The 14,009-nt window shown below is 40.9% G+C and carries 17 protein-coding genes; 12 read left to right on the plus strand and 5 right to left on the minus strand.

The window, feature by feature from the left end:
• The first annotated feature begins 35 nt into the window (after window positions 1–35).
• Both V7L20_RS00500 and ctaD read left to right on the plus strand, forming a co-directional pair.
• A complete protein-coding gene (locus tag V7L20_RS00500) occupies window positions 36–1,022 on the plus strand; it encodes a cytochrome c oxidase subunit II (RefSeq protein WP_334742172.1) in 987 nt (328 codons plus the stop codon).
• Window positions 1,023–1,173: 151 nt separating this feature from the next.
• On the plus strand, window positions 1,174–2,862 hold the full coding sequence (gene ctaD, locus V7L20_RS00505) for a cytochrome c oxidase subunit I (RefSeq protein WP_334742173.1): 1,689 nt from the start codon (window positions 1,174–1,176) through the stop codon (window positions 2,860–2,862).
• Here ctaD and V7L20_RS00510 read toward each other — a convergent pair.
• Window positions 2,852–3,349, minus strand: coding sequence for a hypothetical protein (locus V7L20_RS00510; RefSeq protein ID WP_334742174.1), 498 nt, complete (start codon window positions 3,347–3,349; stop codon window positions 2,852–2,854). The two genes, ctaD and V7L20_RS00510, sit on opposite strands and share 11 nt — an antisense overlap.
• Window positions 3,350–3,467: 118 nt before the next feature.
• On the opposite strand from V7L20_RS00510, the gene V7L20_RS00515 reads away from it, so the two are divergent.
• From V7L20_RS00515 to V7L20_RS00530, 4 genes are all read left to right on the plus strand, one after another.
• A complete protein-coding gene (locus tag V7L20_RS00515; protein ID WP_334742264.1) occupies window positions 3,468–4,067 on the plus strand; it encodes a cytochrome c oxidase subunit 3 in 600 nt (199 codons plus the stop codon).
• A gap of 65 nt (window positions 4,068–4,132) precedes the next feature.
• On the plus strand, window positions 4,133–4,618 hold the full coding sequence (locus V7L20_RS00520) for a hypothetical protein (RefSeq protein ID WP_334742175.1): 486 nt from the start codon (window positions 4,133–4,135) through the stop codon (window positions 4,616–4,618).
• 202 nt (window positions 4,619–4,820) lie between these two features.
• Window positions 4,821–5,432 carry a cupin gene (locus V7L20_RS00525; RefSeq protein ID WP_334742176.1) on the plus strand — a complete coding sequence of 204 codons (612 nt, stop codon included), beginning with the start codon at window positions 4,821–4,823 and terminating at the stop codon, window positions 5,430–5,432.
• Window positions 5,433–5,532: 100 nt separating this feature from the next.
• Window positions 5,533–6,042 (plus strand): ArsC/Spx/MgsR family protein, encoded by a 510-nt coding sequence (locus tag V7L20_RS00530; protein WP_334742177.1) that lies wholly within the window; start codon window positions 5,533–5,535, stop codon window positions 6,040–6,042.
• Between the two features lie 225 nt (window positions 6,043–6,267).
• On the opposite strand, the gene cysK is transcribed toward V7L20_RS00530, so the two are convergent.
• On the minus strand, window positions 6,268–7,227 hold the full coding sequence (gene cysK / locus V7L20_RS00535) for a cysteine synthase A (protein ID WP_334742178.1): 960 nt from the start codon (window positions 7,225–7,227) through the stop codon (window positions 6,268–6,270).
• 1,014 nt (window positions 7,228–8,241) lie between these two features.
• Between cysK and V7L20_RS00540 the strand changes: the two genes are divergently transcribed.
• The 6 genes from V7L20_RS00540 (at window position 8,242) to V7L20_RS00565 (ending at window position 11,550) form a co-directional block, all read left to right on the plus strand.
• Window positions 8,242–8,664 (plus strand): hypothetical protein, encoded by a 423-nt coding sequence (locus tag V7L20_RS00540; RefSeq protein ID WP_334742179.1) that lies wholly within the window; start codon window positions 8,242–8,244, stop codon window positions 8,662–8,664.
• 35 nt (window positions 8,665–8,699) lie between these two features.
• Window positions 8,700–8,981, plus strand: a complete 282-nt coding sequence (locus tag V7L20_RS00545; protein WP_334742180.1) for a hypothetical protein — start codon at window positions 8,700–8,702, stop codon at window positions 8,979–8,981.
• Window positions 8,982–8,983: 2 nt separating this feature from the next.
• The gene (locus V7L20_RS00550) at window positions 8,984–9,295 is read left to right on the plus strand and encodes a hypothetical protein (RefSeq protein ID WP_334742181.1); all 312 of its coding nucleotides are present in this window, start codon (window positions 8,984–8,986) and stop codon (window positions 9,293–9,295) included.
• A gap of 222 nt (window positions 9,296–9,517) precedes the next feature.
• Window positions 9,518–9,880, plus strand: coding sequence for a hypothetical protein (locus V7L20_RS00555; protein WP_334742182.1), 363 nt, complete (start codon window positions 9,518–9,520; stop codon window positions 9,878–9,880).
• A 298-nt stretch (window positions 9,881–10,178) separates the two neighbouring features.
• A complete protein-coding gene (locus tag V7L20_RS00560) occupies window positions 10,179–11,186 on the plus strand; it encodes an LLM class flavin-dependent oxidoreductase (protein ID WP_334742183.1) in 1,008 nt (335 codons plus the stop codon).
• On the plus strand, window positions 11,176–11,550 hold the full coding sequence (locus V7L20_RS00565; protein ID WP_334742184.1) for a hypothetical protein: 375 nt from the start codon (window positions 11,176–11,178) through the stop codon (window positions 11,548–11,550). Before V7L20_RS00560 ends, V7L20_RS00565 begins: the two co-directional genes overlap by 11 nt.
• A gap of 181 nt (window positions 11,551–11,731) precedes the next feature.
• Here the strand turns inward: V7L20_RS00565 and hypB are convergent, their stop codons facing one another.
• The 3 genes from hypB to hypE are packed head-to-tail and all read right to left on the minus strand — an operon-like array spanning window position 11,732 to window position 14,005.
• Window positions 11,732–12,556: a hydrogenase nickel incorporation protein HypB gene (gene hypB, locus V7L20_RS00570; RefSeq protein ID WP_334742185.1), complete on the minus strand. Its 825-nt coding sequence runs from the start codon at window positions 12,554–12,556 to the stop codon at window positions 11,732–11,734.
• The gene (gene hypA, locus V7L20_RS00575) at window positions 12,547–12,888 is read right to left on the minus strand and encodes a hydrogenase maturation nickel metallochaperone HypA (RefSeq protein WP_334742186.1); all 342 of its coding nucleotides are present in this window, start codon (window positions 12,886–12,888) and stop codon (window positions 12,547–12,549) included. Before hypA ends, hypB begins: the two co-directional genes overlap by 10 nt.
• 13 nt (window positions 12,889–12,901) lie before the next feature.
• Complete coding sequence (gene hypE, locus V7L20_RS00580) at window positions 12,902–14,005, minus strand: hydrogenase expression/formation protein HypE (protein ID WP_334742187.1); 1,104 nt, start codon at window positions 14,003–14,005, stop codon at window positions 12,902–12,904.
• Between the last annotated feature and the right edge of the window lie 4 nt (window positions 14,006–14,009).

Consider the following 14,009-nt stretch of genomic DNA (forward strand, 5'->3'; position numbering starts at 1 on the left):
CACACCTTTAAAGACTGTTTACACAGGTAGCATGTATGCAACAAGTTCCTGTTTCACTATGGACTCTGGTTGCTGGGATAGTAGTTACAGCAATCAGCATTTGGATCGGTCAAAACCACGCTCTCATGCCGGTGCAGGCATCGTTACAAGCGCCTTTGGTTGACGGTTTTTTCAGCGTCATGTTTACCATTGCGATCGCACTATTCTTGGTGGTAGAAGGAACAATTGTAGTTTTTTTGATTCAGTTTCGCCGCCGTCGGGGTGACGATAGCGATGGTGTGTGGGTGGAAGGCAACGTTCCTTTAGAAGTCTTTTGGACAGCAATTCCCACAGTAATCGTCCTCCTCTTGGGCATCTACAGTGTAGATGTTTTTAACCGAATGGGCGGCTTTGATCCTGCTGGTCATCCTCATTCAGCAGCTCATGTTGCTCATATACCAGGGAGTGCTATTGCAGCTACATTAAGCGATACTGAAGCAACAACTGCCCCAACAATTGCCCCAACAATTGGCATTGGCGCGTCTCCTCAAACGCTAAACAAACCAGCCGATTTAGTTGTTGATGTCAAAGGCATACAGTACGCCTGGTTATTTAATTACCCTGATAGCGGCATTAGCTCTGGGGAATTGCACATACCCGTTGGTGCTGATGTCCAACTCAACCTTTCAGCACAAGATGTAATTCACTCATTCTGGGTACCAAACTTCCGCTTGAAACAAGATGCACTTCCTGGTATCCCTACCGAACTACGATTTGTCGCCACCAAACCAGGTACATATCCTGTAGTTTGTGCTGAGTTGTGCGGTGGTTATCACGGTTCAATGCGGACACAGGTAGTTGTCCACACACCAGAAGAATATGATAGCTGGCGCAAAGAAAACCAGATTGCTCAACAGCAAAACTTAAATCAAGTAGTTGCAATTAATCCAGCCGACTTATCAACATCAGAGTTTCTCGCACCCCACACCCATGATATGGGAATTAGTGCAGCAACTTTAGAGTCGTTGGTCATGAGTCGATAGTAGAGACGCGACGCCAGTCGCTACAACGGGGGGAACCCCCGCAACGCGCTGGCTCATTAATCGCGTCTTTACAAGAGTCACGCGTCTTTACAAGAGTCAGATTTAATTACTTTGGACGTTTGACCCTGAACTCCGCATAGTGGTAAAAAATATGACGCAGGTAGAATTTCCCCGGAATACTCCACCAGAAGAAAATAAACCGAAAATGGTGGCTGGCCACACCTCCCATCCGAAGGCGTGGAAATGGCAAGATTATTTTACATTTAATGTTGACCACAAGGTTATTGGTATCCAATACCTCGTGACAGCGTTTGTGTTCTATCTCATCGGTGGGCTGATGGCTGTTGCTCTGCGTGTCGAATTAGCAACACCAGATGCAGACGTACTCGACCCCAATCTGTATAACGCTTTCATGACCAATCACGGGACGATCATGATCTTCCTGTGGATTGTCCCTAGCGCCATTGGGGGATTTGGTAACTATTTAGTGCCGTTGATGGTCGGTGCTAGGGATATGGCTTTCCCGAAGCTGAACGCGATCGCCTTTTGGTTAAATCCACCAGCAGGTGCGCTGATATTAGGTAGTTTCATTTTTGGCGGTTCGCAATCTGGTTGGACAGCTTACCCACCCTTGAGTTTGGTGACAGCACCAATTGCTCAAAGTATGTGGATACTTGCGATCGTCTTAGTGGGAACTTCTTCAATTTTGGGTTCACTGAACTTTGTGATCACCATTTTGATGATGAAGGTTCCTAGCATGAAATGGGTGCAAGTGCCTTTATTTTGTTGGGCAATCTTGGCAACCTCTCTGCTGGCGCTTCTCTCCACACCTGTATTAGCAGCCGGTTTAGTTCTACTGTTATTTGACCTCAACTTTGGTACTTCCTTCTTTAAACCAGATGCAGGCGGTAACGTTGTAATTTATCAACACTTGTTCTGGTTTTATTCTCACCCGGCAGTATATTTAATGATTCTGCCCATCTTCGGCATCATGTCGGAGGTAATTCCAGTTCACTCCCGTAAGCCAATCTTTGGTTATAAAGCGATCGCTTATTCTAGTGTAGCCATCTGCGTTGTTGGTTTGTTCGTCTGGGTACACCACATGTTCACCAGTGGTACACCCGGTTGGATGCGGATGTTCTTCACTATCTCCACTCTTATAGTTGCAGTTCCCACTGGCGTGAAGATTTTTGCCTGGGTTGCTACCCTTTGGGGTGGTAAAATCCGTTTCACAGGTGCAATGCTTTTCGCCATTGGCTTGTTGTCCATGTTTGTCATGGGTGGCTTAAGCGGTGTGACGATGGGAACAGCCCCCTTTGATGTTCACGTCCACGACACATATTATGTAGTAGGACATTTCCATTACGTTCTGTTTGGCGGTTCCGTGTTTGGCATCTACGCCGGCATTTATCACTGGTTCCCCAAAATGACCGGACGAATGCTGAATGAAAGCTTGGCACGTATTCACTTTGCCCTAACTTTCATCGGTACTAATCTTACCTTTTTACCGATGCACGAGTTGGGTTTGCAAGGAATGCCGCGACGAGTGGCAATGTATGACCCCCAATTTATCGACCTTAATCAAATTTGTACCTTTGGTTCATTTGTTTTGGCGATATCGGTAATTCCTTTCACCATCAACATAATCTACAGTTGGCTGAAAGGGCCTTTGGCTGGTGATAATCCTTGGCAAGCTTTGACTTTAGAATGGACAACTAGCTCGCCACCTGCAATTGAAAACTGGGAAGTATTGCCGGTTGTGACTCATGGGCCTTATGACTATGGTCATGAGAACAGGCTTGAAATAGAGCCATCTGCAACACCGGAAGCTAGTGCTTAGGTAGTAGAGTGAGTAATGCGATCGCTCTTAAGTTGACTACAATTTCTAGTAATTTGATTTGAGAATTTGAAACTTCAGCCTTAGAACTCGAAAGGCCGAGTTCGGAACTCGGAACTTCAGCCTTAGAACTCGAAAGGCCGAGTTCGGAACTCGGAACTTCAGCCTCAGAACTCGAAAGGCCCAGTTCAGAACTCGGAACTTCAGCCTTAGAACTCGAAAGGCCCAGTTCAGAACTCGGAACTTCAGCCTCAGAACTCGAAAGGCCGAGTTCGGAACTCGAAACTTCAGCCTCATACCAATTCTGTATAAAGATGCGCCAAATTATATAAGGAACGAACCGCAAAGGGCGCAAAGGAGAGGCAGCGCAGTCTTGGGGGTTTCCCCCATGAGCAACTGCCGTCACAAAGGAAGAAAGAAAATTTGGCGCAGCCTCACAAAGAAATGGTATCAGAACTCGAAACTCGGAATTTTGAGAATTCTTGAACAAGTAAAGAGTTGAATTAAACAAGGATTTTGGATGAAGAATGAAAATTTTGCCGCTTCAGACTTCATTCTTCATTCAAGCTTCCACAACAGACGCAGCAGATAATATTGTCAAAAAATCTATGACTATAGCTACAAACACAAGCGAAGATCACAGTGTAGGACACGAAGAACATCCAGATTTAAGAGTTTGGGGATTGTTGACGTTCCTCGCTTCTGAATCCCTAATGTTTGGGGGATTTTTTGCCACCTATTTGTTTTTTCGGAGCAGTACAGCCGTTTGGCCTCCAGAAGGAAGTGAAGTAGAATTACTCGTGCCGACGATTAACACCATTATTCTGGTGTCTAGTAGTTTCGTCATTCACTTCGGTGATACGGCGATTAAAAAGAATAACGTCAAGGGAATGCAACTGTGGTACGCAATTACCGCAATCATGGGGGCAATTTTTTTAGGTGGTCAAGTTTATGAGTATTCAACTTTGGGATACGGACTGACTACCAACGTCTTCGCCAACTGCTTTTATATCATGACAGGGTTCCACGGTTTGCACGTTTTTGTGGGACTGTTATTGATATTACGTGCATTGTGGCGATCGCGTCTTTCTGGTGAATATTCTGCAACCAATCATACTTTCATCGAAATGACAGAAATTTACTGGCACTTCGTAGACATTATCTGGATTGTTCTGTTTACCCTAGTGTACGTTCTTACTTTGTTTTAACAAAAGTTAGGAGTTAGAACTTAAGAATTTCTAACTCCTCACTCCTAACTCTCAAAGAGATTATTATGCAACTTGATGCAAACAAATTCTCATGGTTCCAGGTTCCAGAGGACATCAAAAATTTATTAATTCTAGCTGCACAGAACTGGGAGAATACATCAGAATCGGAAAACTATATTCAACAAGCTTTAGCCAAAACTGGTGAAAATACAGATGTCTTGGTAGCAGCATATAGATTTTTCTATTATAAAAATAATTATTCTCTTGCTTTGCAAACAACAGTCAAATTATTAGATAAAATTAAAGAACGAGAGAAACTTCCTGATGACTGGGAGCAACTTAAGCCTATATTAGTCAATCGCAAAGAAGACCCACAAATTCGATTGTACTTAAATGCTTATGCCGCTTCTGGATTAGTCCTAGCAAATTTAGGTAAAATTGAGCAAGCAAAAGAAATCAGCACTAAAGTCAAAGAAATAGACGAGAAGAATGATTTCGGAGCCGGAATTCTTTTAGATATTTTGACACGTCCAGCAAAAGAAGATGATTAATTAGTCAAGAATCAAGGTGAACAATCATGAACAATTGGTTATCTACTACATCGTATTCCTCTTACTCCCTCTTGGGAGCAGGTACTAATAGCAACTCTATCATTCCCCCTATTAACGTACCTACTAAACTTGATGTAGGCAGTCTTCCTAATGTCTCTCCAATCCTTGTCCTCCAATCTTATAAGCTATCAATCTAAAAGTTATGAAAGGTAAGGATTGGCTGCTAACGGGGGACGGTCAGTATCAAGCCTGTAAATCTGTGAGAGCATGGGATTTATTGAGAGAAAATTACCGCCTTTATCGGTTTTTAACTGAGGTGGAAGATGTTCTCAATAGCGTTGACGATCAAGCCAGTCGTCTACCAGAACTTCAGATGCTCGTAAGGCGCTTGATAGTAAATTCTTACTGGGTACAAAGTCAGTATTTAGAGCCTTCGCCCAAAACGGGAACCTCTGTTTCACTCCTATACGATGAATTGGGTTTTCCGTTGACAGTGCAAACAGTAACATTTGCACCGGGAACCCGTTCAACCATTCATAATCATGGGACATGGGGAATCGTGGCGGTGTTAAAAGGTCAGGAAAAAAATACTTTTTGGCGACGCACCCATAGCCCAGAATCTCAGGACAAAATTGAGCAGACGGGAGAGGTAACTTTATTTCCAGGGGATATTATCAGCTTTGTTCCCGATGCAATTCACAGTGTAGAAGCAGTCGGTGATGAACCAACTGTGACTTTTAATGTTTACGGCGAAACTGATCCGAAAGAGAGATTTGAGTTTGACTCAGTTACCGATAAGGCTAGGAATTTTTAATTAGGAATCGTCAGCATTAATTTCATAGGTTCGTAATTGGTGCTTTAGCATTAAATCAAAGCGCCAACTACAAACAATTGAGTAATTAGGAGGTAGTTAAATGGCAAGAGTAATTTTCTATAGCAAACCAGGCTGTCAAGGTGGTACTAAGCAAAAAGTTTTGCTCACAGCTGCTGGTCATGAGGTGATAGCATACAACCTGCTAACAGAACCTTGGACAGTTGAGCGATTGCGTTCATTTTTTGGCGATCGCCCCGTAGCTGAATGGTTTAATCGTTCCTCCCCAAAGATAAAATCTGGTGAAGTGGTTCCTGAAAAAATTGATGCAGAAACCGCTTTGCAGTTGATGTTGAGAGAGCCACTTTTAATTCGCCGTCCTTTGTTAGAAATAGACAATCGCCGCGAGGTAGGATTCGATGTAGAAAAGATTGATGCTTGGATTGGCTTAAAGCCTGCGGATGAGTCTTTGCGAGAAATGAGCGAAAACCTGATGAATCAGGATTTGCAAAATTGCGCCCACGGTAACGATGGTGGTCATAAACACCATAACGAAGGTGGCTGTAACCATCATGGTCAGCAACATCAAAAGCAAGGCAGTTGTAGTCATTAGATTCCTTGCAAAAGTCCCTAACACCTCACCCCTCCTCGCTTGTGGGGAGGGGATACAAAGCGTAACTTTGGCTCTTTGGGGTTCTTATTTTTAATTAATGAAACGCTAGAGCCACATCAGAGAGACAGGGAGGTTATTACTCCCTTGTCCCTCCGAAGTTCTGATGCCTGCGGCGGGCTGCGCTTTCCGGTGGAAGCCTCCGCTCAGACTTCTCTCCTTGTCTCCTTAACGCACCCCAGCAGTTTCTAAAGACAAATCTTGAAACATAGGTGTGCTGAGGTAACGTTCACCAAAGGAAGGTTGAATCATCACGATTAAACGTCCGGCATTTTCTTTTCGTTTACCTACTTGAATTGCAGCACACAAAGCTGCACCAGAGGATATCCCAGACAATAAGCCTTCTTCTTTTGCCAAACGTCGCCCATAAGCGATCGCTTGTTCATCGCTGACTCTAATTACTTCATCAACCAATTCTAGGCGGAGAACATCGGGAATAAATCCGGCACCAATACCTTGAATTTTGTGTGGCCCGGCTTCACCACCGGAGAGAACTGGGCTGTTGCTGGGTTCAACTGCGATCGCTTTGAAAGTCGGCTTGCGCTGTTTGAGTATTTCTGCAACCCCAGTAATTGTCCCACCAGTACCTACCCCAGCAATAACGATATCGACTTCCCCATCGGTATCTGTCCAAATTTCTTGTGCGGTGGTTTCTTGGTGAACTTTGGGATTAGCAGGGTTGCGGAACTGTTGCAGCATAAAAGCATCAGGAGTATTAGCCACAATTTCTTCAGCTTTGCGAATAGCTCCCCGCATTCCCTCAGTACCTGGTGTCAACTCCAAAGAAGCACCATAAGCCCTGAGCATAGCCCGTCGTTCTTGGCTCATCGTCTCTGGCATTGTCAAAATCAAACGGTAGCCACGCGCTGCTGCTACCATCGCTAAAGCAATTCCTGTATTACCAGAAGTAGGCTCAACTAAAATCGTCTTTCCAGGGAAAATTGAACCAGCAGCTTCTGCTGAGAGTACCATACTTAACCCAATGCGGTCTTTCACCGAAGCTGCTGGGTTCATCCCTTCTAATTTGACAACTATCCTTGCTACTACTCCCTCAGCTTGAGGAATCTTATTCAGTTGAACTAAAGGAGTTCGTCCAATCAGTTCTGTTACATCTTGAGCAATCCGCATTATTTAACTCCTAAAATTCCAAATCTTAGTACAGAGTATTTACTTATAACAATAAGCTTTTGTGTATTTAATTTGCAGTTTAGTGTCAATGAGTGCATATACTATGTATTCTAACTAAACCACAAAATATGAAAGTTTGGGAAGAACTTTTATCAGATGTTACCCTTGATTTTCACTTCAACAGACGCCTAGCTTGCCATACTTGTATTTTACCATTTATAGTTGCTAACTATTGCTTCTTGAGCATAATTCTGTATATATGTATAAATTTTACCATCGTTTTCAATATTTTCTATTTTTTATATAAATATAATCTACTTTCCAAACATTTAATTGTTTTTTCCAAATTATTATTCTATCTTTATCAAAAGATATTGATATTTTCTTTTGAGTGCAATTTTTGTTTGCGTGAATTTGCATTAAAAACAGTCTTTAACCATTACCTAGACTGCTTTAAGGTTGAGTGCATAAATACCAGAACCCCACCTCGTAAATACTAGAACCTCATCTAAAAAACACTAGCACCCATACCCCAATAAATTTTTATAAGGCTGATCAGGCGTGAATTACAAGCTTTGAGTACTATTATAATGAATTTAATAATCTTAACGGGACTAGGGTAAGCTGTTTTGTGGAGAGCGGCTGATATAAATCATATAGGATTTACGCAGAGATTCCCCTCTACCCCCCAACATTCCTGAGCGAAAGCTGAGTGAACTAGGGGGGACTTCTTAATCTCTCTTTTGAGATGAGGATGAAATCAGATATTCTGAATATGAGCGTGTTATTTCTGATTGATTAATCCTACGTTTTGTGAAAAGCTTAGTAAATTTTCATTGGTCAGTAGTCAGTAATAATTATAAAAATAACTGACAACTAACAATTGTAAAAATTACCGTTTACACATTTTTAATATCAAAACTGTTTCATAAGTAGAAATATATAACTACTTAAAATAAACAGCAAAAGATATTTTCTTGCTGAGTGCATACCACCTAGCAAGGGAGAGCCAAGATGAAAGCCAAACTTTTAAATTTTCTCACAGTTTGCGTAGTTACCTTAGTAGTGCTTTCTCCAGGAGTAGTAGTATTTGGCATAGTTTGGGAGCGGCATTTAGAGTTAGTAAAATCCCAGAATTTAGCCTGCGAAGTCAACAAGACTAGTAAAGATACTCCTATTTTGGCTCCCCGGACAGAGGGTACACATTCCCCTCAGACTAGCATCCAATCTTCTGACCGTAATGTGATTCATCAAATGCTGACTGTTGCTGAACAATATAAATTTGCCACGATCCTGCAATGGTTCTTCTTGTTAACCCCTATTTGTGTTGGATTAGGGATTCTTTTTTATGACAGATACCTTGTTCATCGTGCGGCTGTTTTAAAAGAACAAGTTGAAATGTTGGAAAGGCTGTGGCAGCACAGTATCGAACAGTAACTAATTCATAACTCACTAAAATCAAGAAGCTTACTATGTCAGAACAACGCCAACAACTGTATTTTAATCTGATTGATGAGCTACTGAAATGCCCTAATGGTCAAGAACCAGAAGTTTTGGAAAGTAAACCAGAATTGATTGATTCTGGGTTTGTAGAAACAATGTTACAAGTAGCAACTATGTTTGCCCATGAAGGCAATCAAGACGGTGCTAAGTTCTTATTTTTTGTAGCGCGTGAGCTAGCTAAAGAATTGGGTTTATACCCGGAAGCTTCCAATCCTGAAGTTGCAAACACTGAAGCTGCAAATAAGGAGTAAAAATGCTGTTAACTTCAACGGATGCAGGGCAAATAGCTTTAGAACTGCTCATGGCAGATTGGAATATTTCAGAAGAGAATCGGGAATGGTTTAAAATCTTTAACTCTCGTTTGATTGGCGAGAGTTGGTACACTGTGGAATTAGGTGTAGAAGGATTTCCAGATAGATGGTTTATTCAAGTATATGACACTGGAGTGTGCGATCCAAACTATACATTTATATCACCAATCCGTGGTTCTGGAGGATTTACAGACTTTGTAAATGTACCGGATATCGTAGCAGAAGTCTTAGTTTGTGAACGTAATGCTCGATAATAACTAAAAAGACAAAATTTAGAATTCAATATTAAGATGTACTTGTTAAATGCATTTTATTTGAATTCATTATTTCAGTTCAAAATAAAGATGATTAAGCAAATTGGAGGTAATACTAAACAATGTATGCCTCTTTTTTTGTAATATTTAATATTTTATTTAAACCTAATAAGATATTTTGTCATATTTTATTGATAAAATTATGTTATATTAAATAGCGTGATGGACGCTACAGAAACATCAGTTCCAATGATTGCTGAAGATATCTTAGCCAAAGAATTCACAAAAGTCCTCAACGACTACTACCCAAACGTTGGAGAATTACTAGACGGGTGTTATGTGAAAGTCATCACCTGTTTTTGGGGACGACCTGCTAGACGCTTGCAATATATAGGAATTTATTGCTCTGACGAAATGATTTCCTGTGTGCAAGCCCACAAAGAAATACTCAGAGAAGTCGCAGACAATATGGGTCTAGTGCAGGTAGTCTGCATGAACGCCAAGCGATTATTGCGCGATCCGATGTCGCAGATCAAACACAATAACCCACGTCTATGGTTGGAGTTGCAGTGGGTTGCAAATTAGTCTTGGATTGAATTAATGGAGAGGAGTAAAGGTGTTTGTAGTAGGGACTTTAGTCCTCAAATATTTAAGCATGCTTTGTGCTTAAGCTGTTACGCATTAAAATTGCACATTAACTAGTGAGGGTTGTCCTTTGTCATTAGTCATTTGTGCTTCAAAGGACTAATGACTAATGACAGTTTATACGGAGTTTGTGCAATATATAGGCGGATTAGCTTACTACAAATATTTAAGCACGCTTTGTGTTTACTACGAACCTATCGACTACTAGAATAGCCAGCACAAAGTATTAACGCAAGTAATGAAAACTGGAATTTTCTGCAATTACGATAATCATCACCAAGATGCTCATCGTGCCATCTTTGAGCAAATCGCGCTAGTAAAACAGGCAGAAAGTTTAGGTTTTGAAGAAGCCTGGGTGAGTGAGCATCATTTTAGTGAATCCAATCTCAGCCCCTCCATGTTGCTGTTAATGGCACACTTGGCAGGGCTGACTTCAACTATCCAATTAGGTACTGCGGCGGTGTTACTGCCATTCCATAACCCGATTCGGGTAGCGGAAGATATCGCCACTCTGGATAACCTGTGCAATGGACGATTATTATTTGGGGTTGCCAAAGGCGGCCCCTTTCCCCAACAAAATAAGCATTTTGCGACACTCCCAAGTGAATCCCGTCCCAAGATGCTAGAGGCGATCGCACTGATTCACAAGCTCTTATATGAAACTGATGTATCATTTAAGGGGCAATATTTTCAATGCGATCGCTTGACAATTTATCCAAAACCATTGCAGAGTCAAATACCAGTGTATGTTGCCACTGGCGGTGATGATGGTATTGAGTTTGCTGCTAAACATTCCTTCAGCTTGATGGGTGGGCCACCATTTTCTTTACAGAGATTGAAGGATACTGTTGCTAAATATCGAGCCTTAAATTATAGTGGTGCAGAAAATTTCGTGCTGGCACGCTTTTTTTATGTTGGCAAAACATTTGATGAGGCTGTGAGTGAGGCATTACCTTTCATCCGCCAATTTAGCCAGAAAATGAAAGCTAATTCGGCTGAACTATTGCAAAATAGTGCCAATCCCAACCAAAAACCATTTGATCGCACTAACATTTGTTTCGACGAAGATTATTTGATTGAAAATTCAATTATTGGTGATGTGGAGACTTGTCGAGACAAAATCAAGAAATTTCAGGACGAATTAAATTTAGGTACGTTAGCACTCAAACCTTCTTCTTCGGATATGCAAAAAAACTTAGAGAGTTTGACGCGCTACAACCAAGAGGTGCGAAATTATGTCTTCTAAACTATACATGCTTCCTCCCGATGATTTACCTCCATCTGAGGTAACGAAACAGGATGGAATGCTGCAAATGGAGCTAGAGCAGTCTACTGGCAGATGCTTTTATCAAGCCTGCGATCGCATTACGCGAGTATTGTTATCTAATTGTCAATGGTATGTTACAACAAATGCTAGCATCCTAACATTAATTATTGACTGCCCTGACTTAGTATCTTACTGGCATATAGTCAGCAATATTGCCCAGTTGGGTAATAGGTTAGAGAGGTTTGCTAGCAATGGTAAAATTCGCGTTTATCCACCATTTGGCAAGGGGATGCCATTTGAAATTAGCGTAAATGAAATATCAGCTTATCGAGATTGGCTTTGAGGTAAATAGAAACTGGGAATCACACAAAATATAGCTGTCTTCCACCCTGTACTCCTCAAGTGCAGGGTGTTGCAATTTATATCAAAGTTGTAACTTCTTAAAATACCACTATTCTAGAATAGAATTCACTATAATTATTTACGTTTTTCGCAGTTAAGCATAGAAAGGCGCAGAGTTTTTGCTATGACGATACAGTTAGACATTTATACCAATTCTTTAACCCAGCTCCAGTAGTTGCGGAAACCTGAAAAATCTGAATTTTTGGATTTACTTCTTTAGCATATTCTATGCACTTTTGAACATCAAATTGCACATAAGGTAGCAAATCGATTTTCGTAAGAATCATGATGTCACTAGCACGGAACATGTGCGGGTATTTTATTGGCTTATCTTCTCCCTCTGTGACGGAGAGAATCACGACTTTTGCATTTTCTCCTAAATCAAATAAGGCTGGACAAACCAAATTTCCGACATTTTCAATCATCACAACTGAATTCAGTGGCGGATTCAGTTGTTGTAAACCCCTGTCTATCATTGATGCATCTAAATGACAGCCTGTTCCGGTGTTTATTTGAATGACTTGAGAACCTGTTTCTTTAATTCTTTTAGCATCATTAGCGGTTTCTTGGTCGCCTTCAATGACACTAATAGATAATTGATACTTTAAATCATTGATTGTTCGCGTTAAAAGAGTTGTTTTACCAGCACCAGGAGAACTCATTAAATTTAAGGCGAGAATATTTCGACCTTTAAACCATCCCCGATTTTGGGCAGCTATCAAGTTATTCTTTGCTAAAATATCCTGTTCTAAGGATATCGTTGTATTATGTATTTTGGCATGAACTTGAGACGCTTCTATATGAGTGTCATGACTGTGGGAATGAGTGATGACAGTACCATCTGCTAAAGTGTGAGTATGATGATGATGGTTATGTTCAGCTTCACCTGTTTCTAGATTGTTAATTTTAGTTTCGCCATCATCAGAACAACCGCAGGTTACACACATAATTCCTCTATTTCTATTTCTTTAATTTTCAGTTCTTCACCAGTAATTAAATCTAATTGCACGCTACCGCAGTTACAGATACCAAATGGTTTATCTAAATAAATTTCTGCACCGCATTGGCGACATCGCCCTAATCCAGGAATTTCTAAAATTTCTAATGTCGCCCCTGCTAAAACTGTGCCTTGAGTGCAAATATCAAAACAAAATCGGATTGCATCGGGCATAATGGCTGAAAGTTTGCCAATTTCTAATAAAACTCGCTGCACTTTTGCGCCTTTAGCCTGTTCAGCTACAATTGCCACAATATTTTGGGTAATTCCAAGTTCATGCATACTATAAAATCTATTAACAAATTCGTGGCAATTGGTCGCCTACTAACATATCAACAATCCTTTCAGCACCAAAAACTGTTTTTAACAATACAATACCTGGAGGTGAAGGAATAACTTCGCCAATAATACAAGCATCTTTACCTGCTGGGTGGGATTGCATAGCTGATAAAACAGTTTCTGCGTATTTAGCTGCTACCACCACAATTAACTTACCTTCATTAGCTAAATATAACGGATCTAAACCGAGAATTTCGCAAACTCCATTCACTTCTTCCCGGACTGGAATAGATTCTTCAAACAGACGGATTCCTACATTAGAACTGAGGGCAAATTCATTTAGTACTGTAGCTAAACCACCGCGTGTAGCATCTCGCATAGCATGAACTTGGGGACATACATGGAGAATATTTTGTACTAAACTATGCAACGACTGACAGTCACTTTCAATATTAGTGTTTAAGGCTAGTTCCCCACGGGCAATTAAAATTGCTGTACCATGATTGCCTATTTCACCATTAATTATTATTATATCTCCAGGTTTAATATTGTGGGCGGAAATACTAACTCCTCGCGGGATGATACCAATACCAGCAGTATTAATAAAGAGTTTATCGGCAGCACCTCGATGTACAACTTTTGTGTCACCAGTGACAATTTGAATACCAGCTTCTTTTGCAGCTACTTTCATACTGGTTACGACACACCGTAAGGTTTCTACAGGTAATCCTTCTTCTAAAATTACGCTACAAGTTAAATATAAAGGTTTAGCACCACTAACAGCTAAATCATTAACTGTACCGTTTATAGCTAATTCTCCTATATCACTTCCGGGAAAAAATAACGGATCTACAACGTATGAATCTGTTGTAAATGCAAGTCTGTCTCCTTGTTGGAGAAGAGGGGCTAAGTTAAAGCTGGCTTGGTCTTCTAGTTGTGAGAGAATTGGGTTATCAAAATTACTGAGAAAGATATCGTCTATTAAATCACGCATGGCTTTACCACCGCTACCATGTGCGAGAGTTATATGAGTGTCTTGCACTTTAACTTGGCGACGGCGAACTTGTTCTATTTTTTGGAATAGGGGATTTTGTATTGAGTTTGTGAGGGGAATATTCATATTA

Source organism: Nostoc sp. (assembly GCF_036916735.1).
GTDB lineage: Bacteria > Cyanobacteriota > Cyanobacteriia > Cyanobacteriales > Nostocaceae > Nostoc.